At 71.4% G+C, this 23,173-nt stretch carries 21 protein-coding genes; 17 read left to right on the top strand and 4 right to left on the bottom strand.

From position 1 onward, the window contains the following. Positions 1 to 24 precede the first annotated feature (24 nt). Entirely contained in the window at positions 25 to 1,767 is a 1,743-nt protein-coding gene (ilvD, locus tag ACWA15_RS13290) for a dihydroxy-acid dehydratase (protein WP_464055813.1), read from the top strand. Between the two features lie 125 nt (positions 1,768 to 1,892). Here the strand turns inward: ilvD and ACWA15_RS13285 are convergent, their stop codons facing one another. Beyond that, the gene (locus ACWA15_RS13285) at positions 1,893 to 2,471 is read right to left on the bottom strand and encodes a hypothetical protein (RefSeq protein ID WP_464055811.1); all 579 of its coding nucleotides are present in this window, start codon (positions 2,469 to 2,471) and stop codon (positions 1,893 to 1,895) included. Between the two features lie 107 nt (positions 2,472 to 2,578). Here ACWA15_RS13285 and ACWA15_RS13280 point away from each other — a divergent pair, with 107 nt between their 5' ends. Further along, positions 2,579 to 3,244, top strand: a complete 666-nt coding sequence (locus ACWA15_RS13280) for a VOC family protein (RefSeq protein ID WP_464055810.1) — start codon at positions 2,579 to 2,581, stop codon at positions 3,242 to 3,244. A gap of 38 nt (positions 3,245 to 3,282) precedes the next feature. Here the strand turns inward: ACWA15_RS13280 and ACWA15_RS13275 are convergent, their stop codons facing one another. After that, positions 3,283 to 4,494 carry a cytochrome P450 gene (locus tag ACWA15_RS13275; RefSeq protein WP_464055809.1) on the bottom strand — a complete coding sequence of 404 codons (1,212 nt, stop codon included), beginning with the start codon at positions 4,492 to 4,494 and terminating at the stop codon, positions 3,283 to 3,285. Between the two features lie 108 nt (positions 4,495 to 4,602). On the opposite strand from ACWA15_RS13275, the gene ACWA15_RS13270 reads away from it, so the two are divergent. The 9 genes from ACWA15_RS13270 (at position 4,603) to ACWA15_RS13230 (ending at position 14,244) form a co-directional block, all read left to right on the top strand. Beyond that, positions 4,603 to 5,673 (top strand): 3-oxoacyl-ACP synthase III family protein, encoded by a 1,071-nt coding sequence (locus tag ACWA15_RS13270; RefSeq protein WP_464055807.1) that lies wholly within the window; start codon positions 4,603 to 4,605, stop codon positions 5,671 to 5,673. Further along, positions 5,670 to 6,434: a glycosyltransferase gene (locus tag ACWA15_RS13265; RefSeq protein WP_464055805.1), complete on the top strand. Its 765-nt coding sequence runs from the start codon at positions 5,670 to 5,672 to the stop codon at positions 6,432 to 6,434. The genes ACWA15_RS13270 and ACWA15_RS13265 overlap by 4 nt, the downstream gene beginning before the upstream one ends. After that, positions 6,431 to 7,687, top strand: coding sequence for a cytochrome P450 (locus ACWA15_RS13260; RefSeq protein ID WP_464055804.1), 1,257 nt, complete (start codon positions 6,431 to 6,433; stop codon positions 7,685 to 7,687). The genes ACWA15_RS13265 and ACWA15_RS13260 overlap by 4 nt, the downstream gene beginning before the upstream one ends. After that, positions 7,684 to 9,372 (top strand): AMP-binding protein, encoded by a 1,689-nt coding sequence (locus ACWA15_RS13255; protein ID WP_464055803.1) that lies wholly within the window; start codon positions 7,684 to 7,686, stop codon positions 9,370 to 9,372. The genes ACWA15_RS13260 and ACWA15_RS13255 overlap by 4 nt, the downstream gene beginning before the upstream one ends. 330 nt (positions 9,373 to 9,702) lie before the next feature. Next, entirely contained in the window at positions 9,703 to 11,556 is a 1,854-nt protein-coding gene (locus ACWA15_RS13250) for an acetolactate synthase large subunit (protein ID WP_464055801.1), read from the top strand. 20 nt (positions 11,557 to 11,576) lie between these two features. Continuing rightward, positions 11,577 to 12,101, top strand: a complete 525-nt coding sequence (ilvN, locus tag ACWA15_RS13245) for an acetolactate synthase small subunit (RefSeq protein ID WP_464055799.1) — start codon at positions 11,577 to 11,579, stop codon at positions 12,099 to 12,101. Between the two features lie 48 nt (positions 12,102 to 12,149). Further along, the gene (gene ilvC / locus ACWA15_RS13240; protein ID WP_464055797.1) at positions 12,150 to 13,178 is read left to right on the top strand and encodes a ketol-acid reductoisomerase; all 1,029 of its coding nucleotides are present in this window, start codon (positions 12,150 to 12,152) and stop codon (positions 13,176 to 13,178) included. A gap of 81 nt (positions 13,179 to 13,259) precedes the next feature. After that, positions 13,260 to 13,703: a nitroreductase family deazaflavin-dependent oxidoreductase gene (locus ACWA15_RS13235; protein WP_464055796.1), complete on the top strand. Its 444-nt coding sequence runs from the start codon at positions 13,260 to 13,262 to the stop codon at positions 13,701 to 13,703. Positions 13,704 to 13,710: 7 nt separating this feature from the next. Next, a complete protein-coding gene (locus ACWA15_RS13230; RefSeq protein WP_464055795.1) occupies positions 13,711 to 14,244 on the top strand; it encodes an ASCH domain-containing protein in 534 nt (177 codons plus the stop codon). A gap of 13 nt (positions 14,245 to 14,257) precedes the next feature. Here ACWA15_RS13230 and ACWA15_RS13225 read toward each other — a convergent pair whose 3' ends face one another. Continuing rightward, on the bottom strand, positions 14,258 to 15,013 hold the full coding sequence (locus tag ACWA15_RS13225) for a TetR/AcrR family transcriptional regulator (RefSeq protein WP_464055794.1): 756 nt from the start codon (positions 15,011 to 15,013) through the stop codon (positions 14,258 to 14,260). Between the two features lie 161 nt (positions 15,014 to 15,174). Here ACWA15_RS13225 and ACWA15_RS13220 point away from each other — a divergent pair, with 161 nt between their 5' ends. Together ACWA15_RS13220 and ACWA15_RS13215 are read left to right on the top strand one after the other, a co-directional pair. Then, a complete protein-coding gene (locus ACWA15_RS13220; RefSeq protein ID WP_464055793.1) occupies positions 15,175 to 17,481 on the top strand; it encodes an MMPL family transporter in 2,307 nt (768 codons plus the stop codon). Between the two features lie 18 nt (positions 17,482 to 17,499). After that, the gene (locus ACWA15_RS13215; protein ID WP_464055792.1) at positions 17,500 to 17,901 is read left to right on the top strand and encodes a hypothetical protein; all 402 of its coding nucleotides are present in this window, start codon (positions 17,500 to 17,502) and stop codon (positions 17,899 to 17,901) included. A 19-nt stretch (positions 17,902 to 17,920) separates the two neighbouring features. On the opposite strand, the gene ACWA15_RS13210 is transcribed toward ACWA15_RS13215, so the two are convergent. After that, the gene (locus tag ACWA15_RS13210) at positions 17,921 to 18,223 is read right to left on the bottom strand and encodes an antibiotic biosynthesis monooxygenase family protein (protein WP_464055790.1); all 303 of its coding nucleotides are present in this window, start codon (positions 18,221 to 18,223) and stop codon (positions 17,921 to 17,923) included. Positions 18,224 to 18,354: 131 nt separating this feature from the next. On the opposite strand from ACWA15_RS13210, the gene ACWA15_RS13205 reads away from it, so the two are divergent. The 4 genes from ACWA15_RS13205 (at position 18,355) to ACWA15_RS13190 (ending at position 23,141) form a co-directional block, all read left to right on the top strand. Beyond that, positions 18,355 to 19,398: a 3-isopropylmalate dehydrogenase gene (locus ACWA15_RS13205; RefSeq protein WP_464055788.1), complete on the top strand. Its 1,044-nt coding sequence runs from the start codon at positions 18,355 to 18,357 to the stop codon at positions 19,396 to 19,398. A 113-nt stretch (positions 19,399 to 19,511) separates the two neighbouring features. Next, positions 19,512 to 20,639: a branched-chain amino acid aminotransferase gene (locus ACWA15_RS13200; protein WP_464055787.1), complete on the top strand. Its 1,128-nt coding sequence runs from the start codon at positions 19,512 to 19,514 to the stop codon at positions 20,637 to 20,639. Between the two features lie 537 nt (positions 20,640 to 21,176). Then, positions 21,177 to 22,712: a citramalate synthase gene (cimA, locus tag ACWA15_RS13195; RefSeq protein ID WP_464059510.1), complete on the top strand. Its 1,536-nt coding sequence runs from the start codon at positions 21,177 to 21,179 to the stop codon at positions 22,710 to 22,712. A gap of 204 nt (positions 22,713 to 22,916) precedes the next feature. Then, a complete protein-coding gene (locus ACWA15_RS13190; RefSeq protein WP_464055786.1) occupies positions 22,917 to 23,141 on the top strand; it encodes a hypothetical protein in 225 nt (74 codons plus the stop codon). Positions 23,142 to 23,173 lie beyond the last annotated feature (32 nt).

The raw sequence follows: 23,173 nt of genomic DNA, 5'->3' as shown, positions 1-23,173 counted from the left end.
CAGGGCAGTCATACACTCAGTGGCATGACCGCAACGACCCAGAATGTCAACGAGACCCCCGCCGGAGACGAGTCCTCCGGCGTCGACATCAAGCCCCGCTCCCGCAAGGTCACCGACGGCATCGAGGCCACGGCCTCGCGCGGAATGCTCCGCGGCGTCGGGCTCGGCGACGACGACTTCGCCAAGCCCCAGATCGGTGTCGCCAGCTCGTGGAACGAGATCACCCCCTGCAACCTCTCGCTGGACCGCCTGGCCAAGGCCGTCAAGCAGGGTGTGCACGCCGCCGGCGGGTATCCGCTCGAGTTCGGCACCATCTCCGTCTCGGACGGGATCTCGATGGGTCACGAGGGGATGCACTTCTCCCTCGTCTCCCGTGACATCATCGCCGACTCCGTCGAGACCGTCATGGAAGCCGAGCGCCTCGACGGCTCCGTGCTGCTGGCCGGCTGCGACAAGTCCCTGCCCGGCATGCTCATGGCTGCCGCGCGCCTGGACCTGTCCTCCGTCTTCCTCTACGCCGGCACGATCATGCCGGGCTGGGTCAAGCTCGAGGACGGCACCGAGAAGGACGTCACCCTCATCGACGCCTTCGAGGCCGTGGGCGCGTGCGCCAAGGGGCTCATGAGCGAGAAGGACCGCGACACCATCGAGCGCGCCGTCTGCCCGGGCGAGGGTGCCTGCGGTGGCATGTACACGGCCAACACGATGGCCTCTGTCGCCGAGGCGATGGGCATGTCCCTCCCCGGTTCAGCCGCGCCGCCCTCGGCCGACCGCCGCCGTGACGCCTTCGCGCACAAGTCAGGCGAGGCCGTCGTCGAGCTGCTCCGCCAGGGCATCACCGCCCGTCAGATCATGACGAAGAAGGCCTTCGAGAACGCCATCGCCGTCGTCATGGCCTTCGGTGGCTCGACCAACGCCGTGCTGCACCTGCTGGCGATCGCCTACGAGGCCGAGGTCGAGCTCACGCTGGCCGACTTCACGCGGATCGCGGAGAAGGTCCCGCACCTGGGCGACCTCAAGCCGTTCGGCCGCTACGTCATGGCCGACATCGACAAGACCGGCGGCGTCCCCGTCGTCATGAAGGCGCTGCTCGACGCCGGGTTGCTGCACGGGGACTGCCTCACCGTGACCGGCAAGACCGTCGCGGAGAACCTCGCCGACATCAACCCGCCCGACCCCGACGGGAAGATCCTGCGGGCCCTGGCCAACCCGATCCACAAGACCGGTGGCATCACGATCCTGCACGGGTCGCTGGCCCCCGAGGGTGCGGTCGTGAAGTCCGCGGGCTTCGACTCCGACGTGTTCGAGGGCACTGCGCGCGTGTTCGAGCGCGAGCGGGCAGCACTCGACGCGCTCGAGGACGGCACGATCGTCGCCGGCGACGTCGTCGTCATCCGCTACGAGGGCCCCAAGGGTGGGCCGGGCATGCGTGAGATGCTCGCCATCACCGGAGCCATCAAGGGCGCCGGTCTGGGCAAGGACGTGCTGCTGCTCACCGACGGCCGCTTCTCCGGCGGGACGACCGGGCTCTGCGTGGGGCACGTCGCCCCCGAGGCCGTCGACGCCGGGCCGATCGCCTTCGTCAAGGACGGCGACCGGATCCGCCTCGACGTGTCCAACGCGACGCTCGAGCTGCTCGTCGACGCAGCGGAGCTCGAGACCCGCAAGGTCGGCTGGGAGCCCGTCCCGCACAAGTACACCCGCGGTGTGCTGGCCAAGTACGCCAAGCTCGTGCACTCCGCCTCGCAGGGCGCCGTCCTGTACTGAGCGGGCACGCTGAGCCCGGACACGTTGAGCCCGGACACCTCACGACACGTCCACCGACGACGCAGGGCCACCGATCCACGCGGATCGGTGGCCCTGCGTCGTCGTCGGGGGGGGGAGGGGAGCGCCTACTCCAGGCCGAGCGGGACGACGAACAGCTCGACCGGGAGCATCTCCTCGTTCTCGTCGGTGATGTTGTCCGGGCGGGTCATGACGAGCTCGGCGCCGACCACCGTGTCCCACGTGACCGGGTAGGCGACCCACCCGCGCTGGGCGCTGCCGGAGGTGATCTCCCCGAGCGGCCACAACGTCGCCCCGGTCAGCGCCGACTCGATCGTGGTGACCGGTTCGACGACGTCCCCGGCCGCGGAGCGCAGGTGGAAGTCCGAGGGCTGGGCGACCGAGGGGTACTTGTCCCCGGCCACGACACCGAGGTCGACCACGACGAAGACGTCCGGGGTCGTCTCGTCGTCCGCAGGCTCGTAGTCCGCAGGGACCGGGAAGTTCGTGACGACGGCATGGACCGTCGCGGTGCGCCCGATGGTCTCGTCGCGGGCCGTGGCACCGACCTCGCGGTGGCGCAGCGCGCTCGCCTCGGTCGAGTCCGCGGGCACCAGGTCGGCCGGTCCGCAGCCGGTCAGGGTGATCGACGCGGCCAGCGCCAGCCCGAGGAGGGCGGCGCGTCCGCGACCTGGGTGTGCCGTCACCACGCCGGATCGACCTCGTCTCTGCCGCTCAGGGCTCTGGTGGGGCTCGTCGGCTGCCTCGTGGACAGCCGGTGGTGCCCTCATACTCTAGGTGCCACCATGGGTTCATGGGCGAACTGGGAAATGCTGAGATCAAGCAGAGGCTGACGGGGACCGGGTGGCACCTCTTCGTGGGGAGCCTGCACGCGCACTTCGCCACCGCCGACTTCACGCAAGGGGTCGAGCTCGTGCGCCGGATCGGCGCAGCGGCCGACGCCGCGGGCCACCATCCCGACGTCGACCTGCGGTACGGCTACGTCGCCGTGGTCCTGGTCAGCCATGACGTGTCCGCCGTGACCGAGCGTGACCTGGCCATGGCCGAGCAGATCTCCGCGATCGCCGCGGACCTGGGGGTGGCGGCGGCGCCCGGGTCACCGCAGGTCCTCGAGATCGCCGTCGACGCGATGGACATCCCCCTGGTGCGCCCGTTCTGGCAGGCGGCGCTCGGGTACACCGACACCTCCGGGGACGACCTCGACGGCGATGCCCGGCTCAGCGACCCGCGCGGGCGCGGACCGATGGTCTGGTTCCAGCAGATGGACGAGCCCCGCACCGACCGCAACCGGATCCACTTCGATATCACGGTGGCCTACGCCGACGCCGCAGGGCGGATCGAGGAGATCGTCGCGGCGGGCGGGCGTCTGCTCTCCGACCACGCGGCGCCCCGGTTCTGGGTGCTGGCCGACCCCGAGGGCAACGAGGTGTGCATCTGCACCCCGCAGGGCCGGGACTGACCCGGGCCCCGGCGGGCCCCGGTCAGCTGCGTGGCGGGTCAGCCGCGCGGCGCCACCCGGGAGACGACGAGCGTCTCGTACCCGGGGACGAGCACCTTGCGCTGCGCCGAGCGCTCCTCGATCCGCAGCGGCCCGTCGGCCCACAGGGTCCGCAGCAGCGTCGCGATCTCCGCGCGGGCCAGGGCTGCGCCCAGGCACAGGTGCCGCCCGGCCCCGAACCACAGCTGGCGGGTGTGCGGGTTGTAGGGGCGGTCCACCGCGAAGGACCCGGCCGCGGTGTTCGCGCTCCAGGTGAGAATCATCACCCGCTCACCCGCGCGCAGCTGCCGGCCGGCGACGACGACGTCGGCCCGCACCCCGCGCCCGATCACCGATGCCGGGCTCGTCATGCGCAGCCCCTCCCGGACGGTGTGGTCGATGAGGTCCGTCCCCGCGGCGCGGGCGGCCAGCAGGCGGTGCTGCTCGCCGGTGTCGACGAGCAGCGCCGTGGTGCGGGACATGGCGCTCGCGGACGTCTCGGTGCCGGCGACCATGAGCAGGCTCGCCAGGCCCGTCGTCTCCTGGAGCCCCAGGCCCAGCTCGCGGCACCGGCCCAGCAGCGTGTGGGAGGGGGAGGACTCCCACCCGTGCGGCACGCCCTGGGTGAGGTCGGCGACGAGCGCCTGCGCGGAGTCGATCTGCGCGGGCGACAGGACCGTGCTGCCGGCGCTGCCGAGCGCGACGGCAGCCAGCCGCTCTCCCGTGCGGAAGGCGCCGAGCGCGTCGTCGTCGGTGGGCCACGTGTCGGTGCTCCCCGGGATCCCGAGCAGCGAGATCATCATCCTGCCCACCAGCACCCGGGCGAGGCGCGCGACGTCGAGCCGTCCGCCGGCGGCGAGCGTCGCCTCGGCGCGGGCCAGCGGCTCGTCCCAGGCGGTGTGCACCAGCTCGGCCGAGCTCGCCTCGGTGAACAGCTCGCGGGAGCGGGACCGCAGGTCGTGGTGGCCCGGCCCGTCGAAGAGGTCGTAGACCCAGTCGCCGAGGATCTGGGCCCACAGGTGCCCCACCCCGCCCTCGCCGACGATGGTGAAGGACGTGTGGTCGCCGAGGATGGCGCGGGCGACCACGGGGTCCGCCGTCACCCAGCCGATGCCGGGCATCCGCACCAGGGGTCGCTTGGCGCGCGCCAGGCCCCTGCCGGTGATCAGGATCCCGGCCATCGCGGGGCGGGCCCGGGCCAGCAGGGTGATCTCGTGTCGGGTGGTCAGCACTGCAGCAGTCTGCACCACGGTGCGACGTCCCCGGCGCCGGGCGGGCCTTGATGGGGAGTTCTCCACATCTGGTCCCGCCCGGCGCCGGGGGTCACTACTCTTGCGAGCATGCCCTCCCCTGACGTGGTCCCCGCGCGCAGACCTGTGCCACCCGTGCCCGCGGCGATGATCACCGGCGTGGGTGTCTTCCTCCCCGACCACGTCGTCGACGTGGCCGAGGCGGAGCGCGAGCTCGGGCGGCGCAGTCCGGGTGCGGCGCCGCGGGTGCCGATGGTCTCGCGGCTGACCGGCGTGCGTCAGGTGCACGTGCTCCCGGCCGACTGGAACGCCTCCGACCTGGCCGTCGCCGCCGCCGAGAAGCTGCTCGCCGCCCAGGGCATGCACGCCGCCGACGTCGATCTGCTGGTCTTCGCCGCCGCGAGCCAGGACATGGTCGAGCCCGCGACGTCGCACATCGTGGCCGCCAAGATGGGGATCCGCGCGCCGGTCATGGACGTGAAGAACGCCTGCAACTCCGTGCTCAACGCGATCGAGGTGGCCGACGCGCTCATCGCCGCCGGCCGGTACGCGACCATCCTCATCGTCTCGGGGGAGGCGCCCTCCCGCGCCGTCCGCTGGGACGTCCCGGACCGCCGCACCTACGCGCTGTCCGCCCCCGGCTACACGATGTCTGACGCCGGAGCCGCCCTCCTCGTCCAGCGCTCGCAGGCGCCGTCCCCCGGCCAGGCCCCGCGCGGGATCCTGGCGAGCGCCTTCGCGGCGGAGTCGGTCCACTGGGACGTGGGCATGCTCCCGGGAGGGGGGACCGCGTTTCCGCGCGACCTCGAGCGGACGTACTTCGAGATCGACGGGACCCGCCTGCGGGAGGCCTTCGCCGCCCTCGGCCCCGGGGTCATCGTCGACGCGCTCGCCCAGGCCGGGCTGACCATGGACGACGTCGCGCTCGTCGCGGTCCACCAGGTCGCCGTCGCCTACCTCGCCGAGCTGCACGAGGCCTTCGGTCTGCCCCAGGACCGCACGGTGGTCACCGTCGCCGAGCACGGCAACGTCGCGTCGGTGTCCCTGCCGCTGCAGGTCGCCACGGCCCTCGAGCTCGGCCGGGTGCATCCCGGCGACGTCGTGCTGCTCGTGGGCCTGGCCGGCGGGATCAGCATCGGCGCCATGGTGGTGCGGCTGTGACGGGTGCCCAGCGTCTCGCGGTGGTCGTCCCGGCCCTCGACGAGGCGCGCGGGATCACCGCGACCCTGGAGGCGCTGCGCGCCCAGCAGGACCCGGACTTCGATGTCGTCGTCGTGGACAACGGCTCGACCGACGGGACCGTGACGGTCGTACGGGAGTTCATCGACCGCTGGGCGCTGACCCGGTGGCGGGTGGTCGCCGAGGGGCAGAAGGGCACCGGCGCGGCCGCCGACACCGGCATGCGCGCCGCGATCGCCGGCGGTGCCACGCACCTGGCCCGCACCGACGCGGACTGTGTCCCGGCGCCGGACTGGACCCGGACGGTGCGCGCGGCCTTCGCGACCGGCCACGACCTCGTCGCCGGGCAGCTCAAGGCCCGCCGCGACGACCTGCCCGTCTCCCGGCTGCACCAGGGCGTGCTGGCCGCGGCCGTCGTCCTCTCGAGCACCTTCGGCCGGTTCCGACCGGGCAACCGTGACACGGCCTACCTCGGGCCGTACGTCATGACGGCCGGCTGCAACATGGCGATCACCGCCGACCTCTACGAGCGCTCCGGGGGCTTCCCACGGACCGCGATCGAGGACGTCCACGAGGACCGTGCCCTGGTCAACGCGGTCCGACGGCTGACGACCCGCTACGGCGCGCACCCCGAGGTGGTGGTGCACGCCTCGACCCGGCGGGTGCACGCCTGGGGCCTCGTGCGCACCCTCGGCTGGTACGCCGACCACCGATACCGCCCGGCGATCGTGGACATCCGATGACCCAGACGACCGACCGGCAGGGCCCGGGCCGGGCCGAGCGACAGGACCAGGACTGGCGCCGCGCGCTGGCCTGGGAGGAGCGCGTGCAGCGAGCCGCCCACCCGCTCGTCTACCCGGCGATCCGGTCGCTGCGGCGCCTCGGTCCGGCCGTGCGGGTGCCCGGGCTGGGGGTCGTGGTGAGCGACGCCGCGGTGGCCCGTGAGGTGCTGCTGGACACCGACGTGTTCTCCAAGGTCGGTCCTGGCGCGCCGTCGGATCTGTGGACCCCGATCCTGGGACCGTCGGTGCTGCTCAACATGGAGGGAGCCGACCACGGCGCCCTGCGCCGCGCGCTGTCGGGCATCTTCACCCCGCGCTCGGTCGCCGCGCTCACCCGCCTCGAGGCCGGGGCGGCGCTCGACCGGCTGGGGGAGCGTCTGGCCGCCGGTGAGCGCGTCGACATCGTCGACGAGGTCTCGGTCCTGGCCGGCACCGTGGTGTGCCGCCTCACCGGCATCCCCACGCACGACGACGCCGTCCGCGACACCTTCCGCCGCGCGCAGTCCATCGTCGGGATGGTCCGCCTGCACCGTCGGAAGTTCTCCCCCGCCCAGGTGCGCCAGGCCCGAGCGGTCCTGGCGGAGCTGAGCGAACCCGCCCGCGCCGCGTACCGCACCGGTGACCCAGCCACGGTCCCGGGGCGCATGCGCGAACTCGGCCTGAGCGAGCACGAGGCGATGGGCGCGGTGGGCGCCTTCGTGCTCACCGGGACCGAGACCATCCAGTCCTTCGTGCCCCGGCTGCTCACCCTCACCCACGACACCGGTTGGCTGCCGCGGCTGCTCGCCAGCGAGCCGGGCGATACGCTCCGCGCCCGGATCGTGGAGGAGGCGCTGCGGGTCACCGCGCCGACCCCGGTCATGCTGCGGGCCGTGCGGACGGCCGGCGAGGTCGCCGGGATCCGGGTGAACGCGGGGGACAGAGTGGTCATCGCGACGATCTCCTGCTGCCGCGCGGGCGGTCCCTTCGCCCCCGAGCAGCCCGCCGACCCGGCCGTGCGGAACCTGTGGTTCGGCGCCGGGCCGCACTTCTGCCTCGGCATGCCGCTCGCCATGGCCCAGATCGACGCGGTCGTGGAGGCCCTGCGCCCGGCGCTCGCAGGTCCCGGCGCGACGGGCGAAGCCGGGGAGCGCCAGCTCCGGGTGGTCGACCGGACGGTGGCTCGCGGCGTCCTCATCCCCAGCTATCGCAGCGTCCACCTGGAGGTCCGGTGAGCGGCGCGCCGCACGTCGTCGACCTCGTCCTGGCCCAGTGCGCGCGCACGCCCGACGCCGTGGCGCTCAGCTGGTCGCCGCGGGCGTCCAGCCGCCGGACCGGGCGCGGGCGGGTGCGCCTGACCTACCGGGACCTCGCCGCGCAGGTCGAGGCGACCGCCGCCCGGCTGGCCGCGGCAGGCCTGGGCCCGGGGGAGCGGGTGCTCTTCTCGATCCGGCCGTGCCCGGAGGGGATCGTCCTCGTGCTCGGGATCCTGCGGGCCGGAGGCGTCGTCGTCTTCGTCGACCCCGGGTCCACCCCCGAGCTCTTCGCCGCCCGGCTCGGCGCCGCCGCTCCGACGTGGGCCGCGACCGAGTCGCTGCTCTACGCGATCTCGCAGGGACCGCTCCGCCGGCTCGCCCGGTCCCGCGGGCTGCTGCTGCCGAGCTACTCCCGGCTCGACGTCGAGCACGTGTACTCGGGCCGGTGGCTGCCCGGGGTCCCGCGCGGGGCACGCTCGGCCCGCAGCCTCTCTCGCCCGGTGACAGGAATTCCGGATGTTCCGGTCACCCTGGACGGCGACGCCCACGCGCTCACCGTCTTCACCTCCGGCACCACGAGCGCCCCCAAGGCCGTGGTGCACACCGGGGCGAGCCTGGCTGCGGCCAGCGAGCTGCTGGCCGGGGTCAACGCCCTCGACCCCGGCCAGGACGTCTTCACCGACCAGATGCTGCTCGGTGTGCCCGCGCTGCTCGCGGGGGCCACCTGGACCCTCCCGGCGGTCTCACCCGCCAAGGACATCGTCGCCTTTGCCCGGGGTGCCGCCGCGGCGTCGTGCGCCTTCCTCGTCCCGGCTGACGTGAGCGCCCTGCTCGACGCGGTCGAGACCGCCCAGGTGCCCGCCTCCTGCGCCGCCGTGGTGCTGGTCGGCGGGGCACCGGTCACTGCGGCGCTGCTGACCCGGGCGCTGCGGCTGCTGCCCGGCACCCGCTGGCTCGCGGTCTACGGCATGACCGAGATCCTGCCGGTCGCGGTGATCGAGGCGAGCGACAAGCTGGCCTTCGACGGCGGCGGCGACCTGGTCGGCGCGCCGCTGGCGGGGATCACCGCCCGGGTCCGGGCCACCGCGGCAGGGGACCGGCGCGCGGGGGAGCTCACGCTCGCGGGCCCCTCGCTCATGGCCGGCTACCTCGACGACCTCGCCGGTCACGGTCACCACGTGGCGACCGAGCACCGCACCGGCGACCTCGGCTACCTCGACGACCAGGGCCGGATCGTGCTGGTCGGGCGGTCCCGCGACATGATCATCCGCGGGACGGTGAACATCTACCCCGCCCTGCACGAGCCGCGCATCGCGGCGCTCGACGGCGTCGCCGCTGCGGTGCTCGTCGGGGTGGCGCAGGAGGACGGGGACGAGCGGGTGGTCCTCGTGGTCACCGCGGACCTGCCGCCCGTCGCCCCCGGGGCGCCGGGGTCGTCGGCGTCGTCGGCGTCGTCGGCCCAGCACTCGACCGGCCGGCTCACCGCCGAGCACCCGGTGCTCGACCACGTCCGGGCGCAGCTCGCGGCGGTCCTCGACCACGGCGCGCTGCCCGACGTCGTGCTGCTGGCCGAGCGGATCCCGCTCGCCGGGCGGTCGCGGAAACCGGACCGGACGTCGCTCGCGCTGGCCGTGGCGGCCTATGTCGGCGATCCCACCCACTGAGACGAGGTGGACGGCAAGTGACATTGTCAACGTCGGCGCGTACTGTGCTTGATGTGCAGACACTCATTCTCGTAGTACTTCCTGGGCGCGCCGGCTGAGGCCAAGCACTTAGGTCTCGTCAGCGCGCTTACCCCTCGAAGAGCCGACCCGGCTGCGAGGGGTTTTTTCATGTCACCACCAGTGGACACCGGACAGCAGCCCACAAGGCTCCGCGCCGGAGTGCACGCCAGGTCGGGCGCCCCGTGCGCCCGGTCCGCACGACCCGACGAGCTCGACCAGCCTGACCGGTAGCACCTCCCATATCTGTTTTTCAGCACTTAGGAGAACCCGATGGTCCAGGGCCCCACCCCAGCGCCGCCCCGCGGCGCGACGCCAGCCGGCACCGCGGCGACGCCGGAAGCCAGGCGACCCGCACCCCGTGCACACGTCACCTCTGAGGAGATGACGGGCGCGCAGTCGATCGTCCGCTCGCTCGAGGAGGCCGGGGTCGAGGTGGTCTTCGGCATCCCGGGCGGGGCGATCCTGCCCACGTACGACCCGTTGATGGACTCCAAGAAGGTCCGCCACATCCTCGTCCGCCACGAGCAGGGCGGGGGGCACGCCGCATCCGGCTACGCCCACGCGACCGGCCGGGTCGGCGTGACGATGGCGACCTCGGGTCCCGGGGCGACCAACCTCGTCACCCCGATCGCCGACGCGAACATGGACTCGATCCCCATGGTTGCCATCACCGGCCAGGTCGGCGCGTCCCTGATCGGGACCGACGCCTTCCAGGAGGCCGACATCGTCGGCATCACCCTGCCGGTGACCAAGCACAACTTCCTCGTCACCGACCCCGACGAGATCCCCCGCGTCATCGCCGAGGCGTTCCACATCGCCTCGAGCGGACGCCCGGGCCCGGTCCTGGTCGACATCGCCAAGTCCGCGATGCAGTCCCGGACGACGTTCGCCTGGCCCACCGAGCTCAACCTCCTCGGGTACCACCCGGTCACCAAGCCGCACAGCAAGCAGATCCGCGAGGCGGCCCGTCTGCTGGCCACCGCTCGCCGCCCGGTCCTCTACATCGGTGGCGGCGCGATCCGGTCCGGCGCGGCCGCCGAGCTGCGCAAGCTCGTCGACCTGTCCGGGGCCGCCGCGGTCACCACCCTCATGGCGCGCGGGGCGCTGCCCGACTCCCACCCCCAGAACCTCGGCATGCCCGGCATGCACGGGACGGTCCCGGCCGTCTCCGCACTGCAGAAGGCAGACCTCGTCTTCGCCCTCGGCGCACGCTTCGACGACCGGGTGACGGGTAAGCTCTCCAGCTTCGCCCCGCACGCCACGATCATCCACGCGGACATCGACCCGGCCGAGATCGGCAAGAACCGGGTGGCCGACGTCCCGATCGTCGGTGACCTCAAAGAGGTCATCGCCGACCTGCTGCCCGAGCTCGCCCGCGAGCAGAGCGTGCACGGCAAGCCGGACCTCGAGGCCTGGTGGCGCCAGATCGACAGCTGGCGCGAGACCTACCCGCTGGGCTTCTCCGAGCCCGACGACGGCCACCTCGCTCCCCAGCACGTGATCCGGCGCCTCGGGGAGATCTCCGGACCGGACACGATCTACGTGGCCGGCGTCGGGCAGCACCAGATGTGGGCCGCGCAGTTCATCAAGTACGAGCGCCCCAACACCTGGCTGAACTCCGGTGGTCTGGGCACGATGGGCTACTCGATCCCGGCCGCCATGGGCGCCAAGGTCGGCCAGCCCGACCGCACCGTGTGGGCGATCGACGGCGACGGGTGCTTCCAGATGACCAACCAGGAGCTCGCGACCTGCACGATCAACGACATCCCGATCAAGGTCGCGCTCATCAACAACTCCTCGTTGGGCATGGTCCGTCAGTGGCAGACCTTGTTCTACGAGTCCCGGTACTCCAACACCGACCTCAACACCGGGCACGGCACGATCCGGATCCCGGACTTCGTCAAGCTCGCCGACGCCTACGGCTGCGTGGGGATCCGGGTGGAGCACGCCAACGAGGTCGACGCCGCGATCAAGCGCGCCGAGCAGATCAACGACCAGCCGGTCGTCATCGACTTCAACGTCTCCCGTGACGCCATGGTCTGGCCGATGGTCGCCACCGGCGTGAGCAACGACGACATCCAGTACGCACGCGGCATCTCGCCGGCGTGGGACCGCGAAGACTGACAGGGAAGGCAGCACAGGACATGACTCGTCACACCCTCTCGGTGCTCGTGGAGAACAAGCCCGCCGTGCTCGCACGGATCGCCGGGCTGTTCGCCAGGAGATCGTTCAACATCCACTCCCTCGCGGTCGGACCGACCGAGCACGAGGAGCTCTCGCGGGTCACGGTCGTCGTCGACGTCGACGGCCTCCCGCTGGAACAGGTGACCAAGCAGCTGAACAAGCTCATCAACGTCATCAAGATCGTCGAGCTGGACCCGGCAGCGGCCGTCCAGCGCGAGCTCATGCTCGTCAAGGTCCGGGCCGATCTCACGAGCCGCACCCACGTGCTCGAGGTCGTCCAGCTCTTCCGCGCCCACGTGGTCGACGTCGTCACCGACGCCGTCACCATCGAGGCGACCGGCAACCCCGAGAAGCTGGCGGCGCTCCTCGGGGCGCTCGAGCCCTTCGGCATCCGGGAGATCGTCAAGTCCGGCACGGTCGGGATCGGGCGAGGAGCCCGGTCGATCACTGATCGGGCGCTCGAACGCACGACACGTTCTGCCTGAGACACTTAACTCGAATGCACCACACCAAAGAAACCAAGGAGACCCACGGTGGCTGAGCTGTTCTACGACGACGATGCTGATCTGTCCATCATTGCCGGCCGCAAGGTTGCGGTCATCGGCTACGGCAGCCAGGGGCACGCGCACGCGCTGAACCTGCGCGACTCCGGCGTCGACGTCCGCGTCGGCCTGCGCGAGGGCTCCGCCTCCCGCGCCAAGGCGGAGAACGAGGGCCTGCGCGTCGTGACCGTCGCCGAGGCCGTCAAGGAAGCCGACGTCGTCGTCATCCTCGCGCCCGACCAGGTGCAGCGGCACGTCTACACCCAGGAGATCGCCCCGAACCTCAACGAGGGCGCTGCGCTCGTCTTCGGCCACGGGTTCAACATCCGCTTCGGCTACATCAAGCCCGAGCCCGGCCACGACGTCGTCATGGTCGCCCCCAAGGGACCGGGGCACCTCGTGCGCCGCGAGTTCCTCGACGGCCGCGGCGTGCCCGTGATCGTCGCGGTCGAGCAGGACGCGTCCGGTTCCGCCTGGGAGCTCGCCCTGTCCTACGCCAAGGCGATCGGTGGCCTGCGCGCCGCCGGCATCAAGACGACCTTCACCGAAGAGACCGAGACCGACCTGTTCGGCGAGCAGGCCGTGCTCTGCGGCGGCGCCTCGCAGCTCGTCATGTACGGCTTCGAGGTCCTCACCGAGGCCGGCTACCAGCCTGAGGTCGCCTACTTCGAGGTCCTCCACGAGCTCAAGCTCATCGTGGACCTCATGTGGGAGGGCGGCATCGCCAAGCAGCGCTGGTCCGTCTCCGACACCGCGGAGTACGGCGACTACGTCTCCGGCCCGCGCGTCATCACCCCCGACGTGAAGGAGAACATGAAGGCTGTCCTCGCGGACATCCAGAACGGCGCCTTCGCGGAGCGGTTCATCAACGACCAGGACAACGGCGCCCCCGAGTTCCTCGAGCTCCGCACCAAGGGCGAGACGCACCCGATCGAGGCCACCGGCCGCGAGCTGCGCAAGCTCTTCGCGTGGGTCAAGCCGACCGACTCCGACTACGTCGAGGGTTCTGCCGGGCGTTGATCGCCTAGCTCTACCCCACGAGCCGCGCCCCGCACGACCGACCGGTCGTGCGGGGCGCGGCTCGTCTGGTCTACTGGTGTGATGCCACTCGAGGGAATCTACGAACCCAGCCCGGACGACCGCTCACGCGCGCAGGTGGAGCTCTACGAGAGCTCCGGTGGCACGAAGGGCACGACGTTGGAGGGGCGACCCGTCATCATCCTCACCACGGTGGGCGCCCGCTCCGGCAAGCTGCGCAAGACCCCGCTCATGCGCGTCGAGCACGCGGGGGAGTACGCGGCCATCGCCTCGCTCGGCGGGTCGCCCAAGCACCCGGTCTGGTACTTCAACGTGGTCGCCGACCCTCGCGTCGAGCTGCAGGACGCCGAGCAGCGCTGGGACATGGTGGCCCGTGAGGTCACCGGCGTCGAGCGAGATCTGTGGTGGGAGCGAGCGGTCGCGGCCTACCCGCGCTACGCCGACTACGAGCGTGCGACCGACCGGCACATCCCGGTGTTCGTGCTCACTGCGGTCGATGGGCAATGATCTACCCATGACCAGCGCCGGCGAGACCCACGTCCCCTCCTCCGCAGCCGAGCTCGACGACGAGATCGCGAGCTTCTGGGAGGTCGCGCGGGTGCACGCCGGTCTCGGGAAGATCGCGGTGGTGGGCGGGCTCACCGTCACAGCCGGGATCCCCCCGGTCGCCTGGGCCTTCGGGGACAACCCGGTGATCGCCGACGAGCTGCTCGCCCTCGTGCTCTCCGGGACCAAGACCGCCACCTCCTCCGCGCTGTCGGACTTCGCCGCGGAGGACTCGCCGCAGCCGGTCGTCGGGGAGCTCTCGATCATCCTCGACGGGGAGGGCCGCCCGGCTGCGCTCATCCGGACCACCGAGGTCGAGGTCGTGGCCTTCGACGCGGTCGGCGCCGACTTTGCCGACGCCGAGGGCGAGGACGACCGGTCCCTGGAGTCCTGGCGCGCCGAGCACACGACGTACTTCCTGCGGACTCTGGGCCTCGACACGCTGCCGGCGGACTTCCAGATCGTCACCGAGCGGTTCGAGGTGCTCTACCCCGGTCGCTGAGCGATCCTCTCGCTCAGCCCGCTGCTCGCGGGATGTAGGGGACGCCCAAGGCTGCCGCGGCGTCCTCGAGCTCACTCTCGAAGTACGGCGTGACGTCGTCGAACATGAACGTCAGCTGCCCGAACACCTCCATGCTGATGACCCCGTAGAGCCGGACCCAGGTCCGGGCGAAGACGAGGAGCGCCCCGGGGGGCAGATCGGTCCCGTCCACGCCTGACTGGCCGGACGGCGTTCCCGCGGGCGTGAGGACCTGTGCGGCGAAGGCGGCCATCTGGGCGCAGGTCGCTGCAGACACATCCGTGAGCGCGGGCACCGTGAAGGTCTGCGCGTGCCACATCCGGACGTAGAGGCCGAAGAACACGGCGGCGAACTGCTGGCTGCCCGCGCACGGATCTGCGGCCCCCGTGGTCTGGGCGGCCCCCTCCCGGAACATCAGCGTGAACTCGCCCTTGTGGCCGGTCGCCCAGTCCCGGAACGTGCGGATCGCGGCGTGCATGCCCTGCCCGGGGCTGTCCGGCGCCTGCGCGATCGCCACCGAGATGGCTTCGGTGACCTCGTTGAAGAAGTCGTCGCACATGGAGGAGACGAGGTCGTCCAGGCTGGGGAAGTAGCGGTAGAGGGCGGGCGCCGTCATCCCCATGTCGCGCGCGATCCCGCGGAGGGTGACGTGCTGCGCGCCCTCGACGGAGAGCTGCGTGCGGGCGACGGCCTTGATCTCCAGCTCGGTCGCCATGCGCTGCATCTCGCGCCGACGTGTCTGGACGGTCATTGGAGGCTCCCGGGACGCGGGCCCGTCCGAGTCGTCCACAGAGTGGACAGATGCGTGACAGGCGTTGACAAAAGTAAACGGTAGATGCTCTAGTAAACACTGTTAGCAAACGGTGTTCACCCAAGTGATCATCGATTACATCGTACGCCAAGGAGACTCCGATGTTCCCAGCACTCGGGCGGTTCACCCACCGGCGCGCAGGCGTGATCCTCGCGGTCGCCGCACTCCTCCTCGTCCTCGCCGCGCTCTACGGACCCGGGGTCTCCGGCGCGGTCAAGAGCGGCGGCTTCGATGACCCGGGCTCGGACGCCGCGCGGGCCGACGCCCTCCTGGAGAAGACCTTCGGGCGCAGCGCCGCCGACGTCGTCGTCGTGGCCTCCCACGACTCGCTGAACGCCGGGTCGCCGGCCTTCGAGGCAGGTCTGGTGGACCTCGTCGCCGGCCTTCCGGCAGACGCGGTGACGGGGGTGGTGACGGCCTGGACGCCCGGCCTCCCGGCCGCGACCGCCCAGGCGCTGCTCGGCTCGGACGGACGCTCCGCGCTGGTGCTCGTCACTCTCGCCGGGCAGACCCACGACGAACGAGAAGCCGCCTTCGACGAGATCGAGCCCGCGCTCCACCCCGACGCGCCGTGGACCACCTACGTCGGCGGTGTCGTCGCGGTCAACGCCGAGATGCAGGCCCTGGCCGAGGAGGACATCGCCCGCGCGGAGATGCTCGCCATGCCGATCCTCGTCCTCCTCATGCTCGTGATCTTCGGGGGGCTGGTGGCCGCGCTGCTGCCGGTGACCATCGGCGTCGTCGCGATCCTCGGCGCCATGGGGCTGCTGCGGCTGCTCACCCAGGTCACCGACATCTCCTCCTTCGCGGTGAATGTCACGACGATCCTCGGCCTGGGCCTGGCGATCGACTACTCCCTCTTCATGGTCTCCCGGTTCCGCGAGGAGCTGGGCGAGGGGAACAGTCGCGACGACGTCGGCCGCGCCGTGCGCCGGACCGTGGCGACCGCGGGGCGCACCGTCGTCTTCTCCGGCGTGACCGTCCTCATCGCCTTCGCCGGGCTGCTGTTCTTCCCGCAGATGTTCCTGCGGTCGATGGGCGTGGGCGGGATGGCGGTGGTCCTGCTGGACATGGTGCTCGCGGTGACGCTGCTCCCGGCGATCCTGTCCCTGCTCGGGCGGCGCGTGGACGCCGGACGGCTGCCGAGCGGGGTCACCGGATGGCTCTCCCGCCGGCGTGGTGGGGCCCCGGTGCCGCGCGGCGCCTCCCCGGTGCCCGACGCCGCCGCCGCACCGGACCGCGGGTGGGCCCGGTGGGCGCGGGTGGTCATGCGCCGACCCGGGCTCGTGGCCTCCGCCGCGGTCGCCCTCCTCGTGGTCATCGCCCTCCCCGTCCTCGACCTGCAGGTCGCCGACGCCGACGCACGTGAGCTGCCGGAGTCGGCCACCTCCCGCCAGGCCGCCGAGCGGATCGGCGCGCTCTTCCCGGCCGAGTCCGGAGCCGCCTTCCACCTCGTCGTCGACGGGCCGGTCGACGGGTCAGTCACCGATGGCTCGCTCGAGGACTATGTCCGTGAGGTTGCCGCGGCCGACGGCGTCACCGCGGTCCGCGAGGTCGCCCGGTCCGGGGACGTCATCCACCTCGTCGCCACGACGGCCGAGCGCCCGGACTCGCCGCAGGCCCGTGCCGTGCTCGCCGACATCCGGGAGGTGCCCGACCCGACGGGCGCGCAGGTCCTGGTCGGTGGTACCGCGGCGCAGAGTGCTGACTCGATCGCTGCCATCACCGCGACCGCGCCGTGGACCGCGCTGTTCATCGCGGGGGTGACCATGGTGCTGCTCTTCCTCGCGCTCGGGTCGGTCGTCGCCCCGGTCAAGGCCGTGCTGCTCAACCTGCTCTCGATCGCCGCGACCTTCGGCGCGATCTCCTGGGCGTTCTCCCAGGGGCACCTGGCGCCGGTGATCGGGTTCACCGACTCCGGGGCGGTGGCGCCCGGGAACCTCGTCCTCGTCGCCGTCATCGCCTTCGGCCTCGCGATGGACTACGAGCTGTTCCTGCTCAGCCGGATCCGGGAGGCGCACCTCGCCGGGCAGGACGCGGCCCAGGCGATCACGACCGGGCTGGTGCGCTCGGGCTCGACGATCACGAGCGCGGCGCTCCTCCTCGTGGTGGTCCTGGCGGCGATGGCTACGAGCGGGGTGACGTTCCTCAAGCTCGTGGGGCTCGGGCTGGCCTTCGCAGTCGCCCTCGATGCAACGGTGGTGCGGGCCATGCTCGTGCCGGCCGTCCTGCGCCTGCTCGGCCCGGTCACGTGGTGGCTGCCGGCCCCGCTGCGCCGGTTCCACGACCGCTTCGGGATCAGCGAGGGGGATGCTGACGGAGATGTGAAGGGAGACGGCGCTGGTGAGGGCAGCGACGCCGTCGATGCGCAGGTTGCTGTGCGGGATAGTGTCTCCTCCACAGCATGACGGACAAGAGGAGTGAACGTGACGGTGCGGACATGGGCGGACATCGTCCGAGGAGACGAGATGGACGAGTCCCGCCGTCAGCTCACGAACGGGGGATGGCGGTGGGTCTGGGTTCTCACGAGCGTGTTCATGGGGACGGTGGCCGGGCTCTATGCCTACAGCCGGTGGGCTGCCTGGCAGGTCGGCGAGCTCGGACCGAGGGCAGAGCACTTCGTGGGGTCGTGGTTCGGGTACCACATGATGCTGTGGCTGGTCTGCCTCGTCGTCGTGGTGCCGCTCGGTGGCGCGGTCGTCGTCTCCAGCGCGGTCGAGCTGGCGTCGAACCGAGACTGTCGGCCAGCTGTCCGCATCGCGCGGGTCGCCGGCATCGTGCTCGCGCTGGTGGTTCCGGTCCCGTTGGTGGGGATCCTCGCCCGGTAGGGCGTGATCGCCGGGTCGGTCAGGACCCGACGCTGAGCGCGACCTCGAACTCGAGCAGGTTCGCGCCGGTGGCCACCGGCGCGGGACGGTCGCCGGCGTGCGCGGCGCGGGCCGATCCGTTTGCCCAGGCCTGGTAGTCCTCCTCGGTCTCCCACCTCGTGTAGACGAAGTAGCGGGTCTCGCCGGCGACCGGGCGCAGCAGCTCGAAGCCGAGGAAGCCGGGGGAGTTCTCGACGGCGCCCGCGCGAGCGGCGAACCGCTTCTCGAGCTCGGCTCCGGCGCCGGCGGGGACGTCGATGGCATTGATCTTCACGATGGTCATCGCCCCAGCGTGGCCCGCACCGACAGACATTCCAAATCCGCGCTTCCCGCGCGTGTCGGGCTGCTACAACGTTGGGTCGAGGGGTGAGATGCGCGTCCCGACCCCTGGGACCGAGGGGTAGCATGCCGCTCATGACGAGGAACATCGAACTGGCAGTGGTGGCAGGCGACGGCATCGGGATCGAGGTCGTCGAGCAGGGGCTCGCGGTGCTCGACGCGGCCCTGGCGACGACGGACGTCACGGTGACGACGACGCCCTTCAACCTGGGCGCCCAGCGCTGGCACGCGACCGGTGAGACCCTCACCGACGAGGACCTCGCGGCGATCCGCACCCACGACGCGATCCTCCTCGGAGCGATCGGCGACCCGTCCGTCCCCTCGGGAGTGCTCGAGCGCGGGCTGCTGCTCAAGCTCCGCTTCGCCCTCGACCACTACGTCAACCTCCGCCCGGGCAAGCTGTACCCCGGCGTGAAGTCACCGCTGGCCGAGCCCGGCGAGATCGACTTCGTCGTCGTGCGTGAAGGCACCGAGGGGCCCTACGTCGGCAACGGCGGCGCGATCCGCGTCGGCACCCCGTACGAGGTCGCCAACGAGGTGTCCGTGAACACGGCCTTCGGCGTCGAGCGCGTCGTCCGTGACGCCTTCGCCCGCGCCCAGGCCCGCCCGCGCAAGCACCTCACCCTCGTGCACAAGCACAACGTGCTCGTGCACGCCGGTCACCTGTGGCGCCGCACGGTCGAGGCCGTCAACGCCGACTTCCCGGACGTCACGACCGACTACCTGCACGTCGACGCGGCCACGATCTTCCTCACGACGAACCCGTCGCGGTTCGACGTCATCGTCACCGACAACCTCTTCGGCGACATCCTCACCGACCAGGCTGCCGCGATCACCGGTGGCATCGGCCTCGCAGCCTCGGCGAACATCAACCCCGACCGCACGGCACCGTCGATGTTCGAGCCGGTGCACGGGTCCGCCCCCGACATCGCCGGACAGGGCAAGGCCGACCCCACCGCGACCGTCCTCTCGGTCGCGATGATGCTCGACCACCTGGGTCTGCCCGTCGAAGCAGCCCGGGTCGAGGCAGCGGTCGCCGCCGACCTCGTCGAGCGGGCCGGCCGAGTACGGTCGACGGCCGAGGTTGGCACCGCGCTCGCTGACCGCGTGCGCGGCTGACCCAGCCCGTCCGTCTTCACCGGTACCTCGTCCGCAGACCGTTCCCCGCGCCGCACCCGAACATCGGGTGCGGCGTGGGAAACTGAATGGTCGCCAGGTGAAAGGCCTTGATCATGAGCTCCACTCTCGAAAACTCCGCACAGACCGTCGATGACGCGGCGAACCTCTTCGAGGTCACGCGCTCGGACACCCCGCTCCCCGTGGCCGACCGGGAGGTCGAGCTCGCCGACCCCAAGTTCGGCACCGTCTTCACCGACCACATGGCCCGGGTGACCTGGACCTCCGGCGGAGGATGGGTGAACCGCCGGGTCGAGAAGTACGGACCGCTGCTGCTCGACCCCGCCAGCGCGGTGCTGCACTACGGCCAGGAGGTCTTCGAAGGCCTCAAGGCGTACCGGCACGCCGACGGGTCGATCTGGACGTTCCGGCCCGAGGCCAACGCACAACGGTTCCAGAAGTCGGCGCACCGCCTGGCCTTGCCCGAGCTCTCGGTGGACGACTTCCTCGGCGCGATCACGGCGCTCGTGCGCACCGACGTCGAGTGGGTGCCCTCCGGTGAGGAGGCGAGCCTGTACCTGCGCCCGTTCATGTACGCCTCCGAGGCGTTCCTCGGTGTGCGTCCCACGCTCGAGGCGGAGTTCATCGTCATCGCCTCACCGGTCGGCCCGTACTTCTCCGGGGGCGTCAAACCGGTCTCCATCTGGGTCGCCCAGGACTTCCACCGGGCGGGCGCCGGGGGCACCGGTGCCGCCAAGTGCGGTGGCAACTACGCCGCGAGCCTGCTCCCGCAGACGCACGCGTACGAGATGGGGTGCGAGCAGGTCTGCTTCCTCGACGCCTCGACGAACACCGCCATCGAGGAGCTCGGCGGGATGAACGTCTTCTTCGTCCGGGCCGACGGCACGGTCGAGACGCCGGAGCTGTCCGGCTCGATCCTCGAAGGGGTCACCCGGTCCTCGATCCTGCAGCTGCTCAGCGACCGCGGGCACACGATCGTCGAGCGCCGGATCCTGCTCACCGAGGTCCAGGAGGGCCTGCGCGACGGGTCCATCACCGAGGTCTTCGCGTGCGGCACCGCCGCCGTGGTCACCCCGATCGGCCGCCTGGCCGGTGAGGGCTTCGACCTGACCATCGCCGACGGCGACGCCGGCGAGGTCACCATGTCCGTGCGGGCCGAGCTCACCGACATCCAGAACGGCCGCACCCCCGACCGCCACGGCTGGCTCACCCGCCTCGTCTGAGCCCGCCCCGGCTCTCTGGCCGCCCGCGCCCGCCGTCTTCGGCTCGCGCCCGCCATCCCGCCGAACTCGTGAGCGCCCCGCCGAGCTCGTGAGCCAGCGCCGATTCCTCCGGGAGTCTCCCGCTGGCTCACGAGCTCGACGAACGGTTCACGAGTTCGGCGCAGGGCGGGGCGTGTGCAATGATGTGTGACATGACACACACCGTCGTCTCAGCGCTCATCATCGTGTAGCGCGTCCGGTCAGCTCTCCGGACGCGCAAACCTCCCGTACCCGGGGGGTTTTTTTGTTGCCCGGCACACCCCCGCCAGGGCAGCAGCGCACACGGTGAGGCTGGCCGCTTCCACCCATCGCCTCAGGTGTTTCTTGTGCTGGACGCCCACGCCGCAACCCGGCGGCGTCGAGGACAATACTCAGGGGAGCTGCACGGCCTACCCAGGTCACGCCGCCCTTCGCACCCAGATCTCCCGAGAGAAGAGCAGTCGAGTGACTTTCCACGTCTACGACACCACCCTGCGCGACGGTGCACAGCAAGAGGGCATGAACCTCTCCGTCTCGGACAAGCTCGCGATCGCTCCGCTGCTCGACGAGCTCGGTGTCGGCTTCATCGAGGGCGGCTGGCCGGGCGCGGTGCCCAAGGACACCGACTTCTTCTCCCGTGCGGCCAAGGAGCTGACGTTCAAGAACGCGGTCCTGGCGGCGTTCGGGGCGACCCGCAAGGTCGGGCTGCGCGCGAGCGAGGACCCCCAGGTGCTGGCCCTGCTCCACTCCGGTGCGCCGGTCATCACCCTCGTCGCCAAGTCCGACATCCGCCACGTCGAACGTGCCCTGCGCACCACCGCGGCCGAGAACCTCGCGATGATCACCGACACGGTCGCCTTCCTCACCGGGGAGGGACGCCGGGTGATCATCGACGCCGAGCACTTCTTCGACGGCTTCCGCTTCGACCCCGTGTACTCCCGCGCCGCCGTGCTGGCCGCCTTCGAGGCCGGCGCCGAGGTCGTGGCGCTGTGCGACACGAACGGCGGCATGCTGCCCGACTGGGTCGGTGAGATCGTCACCCAGGTGCGGGCCGACGTCGGGCCGGAGGCGATCCTGGGGATGCACGCGCACAACGACACCGGGTGCGCCGTGGCGAACTCCCTCGCCGCCGTCGAGGCCGGCTGCACGCACGTGCAGGGGACGGTCAACGGCTACGGCGAGCGGACCGGCAACGCCGACCTCATCACGGTCGTGGCGAACCTCGAGCTCAAGGGCGGTCGCACCCTCCTGGCCGGGAACGGGCTCGAGGAGTCGAGCCGGATCGCGCACGCGATCAGCGAGATCACGAACATCTCCCCGTACGCCCGCCAGCCCTACGTCGGCGCGAGCGCCTTCGCCCACAAGGCGGGCCTGCACGCGAGCGCCATCAAGGTCGACCCCGACCTCTACCAGCACATCGACCCCACCCGGGTGGGCAACGACATGCGCATGCTCATCTCCGACATGGCCGGTCGCGCCACGATCGAGCTCAAGGGCAAGGAGCTCGGCTTCGACCTCGCGGGCCAGGGCGAGATCCTCACCCGGATCACCAACCGGGTCAAGGAGTCCGAGGCCAACGGGTACACCTTCGACGCCGCGGACGCCTCCTTCGAGCTGCTGCTCATCGAGGAGGTGCACGGCGAGCGACCGCCGTACTTCACCGTCGAGAGCTGGCGGACGATCGTCGAACGCACCGGGCACCGGGGGACCGAGGCGACGGCCGAGGCGACCGTCAAGCTCGTGGCGGGCGGAGAGCGGGTCGTGGTGACCGGTGAGGGCAACGGGCCGGTCAACGCGCTCGACCACGCGCTGCGGATCGCCCTGACGACCGTCTACCCCGAGATCACCGCCTTCGAGCTGATCGACTTCAAGGTCCGCATCCTCGACCAGATGCACGGGACCGACGCGATCACCCGCGTGCTCATCGAGACCACGGACGGGCACACGAGCTGGTCGACGGTCGGCGTCGGGCCGAACCTGCTCGAGGCCTCCTGGGAGGCGCTCACCGACTCGGCGATCTACGGGCTCATCCACGCCGGGGTCGACCCGCGCTGACCCCGGTCGGCGGTGGGCGGGTTAAGTACCGACGGGCACTTGGTCGACCGTTCTTGGCCATACCGGGACACAGTGTCGTCGCGGTGGATGCGCAGGTGCGCCCTGTAGAGCCCGTTGGCTGATACTCGTTCGGCAGGGGGGGGCGGGCTGGGTCGGGCTGTGGTTTCGCCGAGGTATGTCGGTGGCCACGGGTAGGTTCAGATCATGGTTGTGAACCTGATGTGCGGCGACGACGACGCGCCTGGTCGGGAAGGTCCGGCAGGTGGCGTGCCGGTTGGTGGCGGCCTGCTCTGGGACGAGTGGGTCCGCGACGTGCTCTCGATCATGACGTCGTTCTCTGGCCGGTTGTGCGGCCGGTGGTCGGCTCTGGTCACGGGGGTGCGCGCAGCCGTGGTCCAGGAGCAACGCGGGGGTGGCCACATTGGGTGAGGTGCTGCGCGAATGGCGCGGAGTGAAGGTCG

This window comes from Sanguibacter sp. TS_SC_8 (assembly GCF_055361235.1).
Note: the sequence above shows the minus strand (reverse complement) of the source record. Positions and strands in the feature narration are given on the sequence as shown.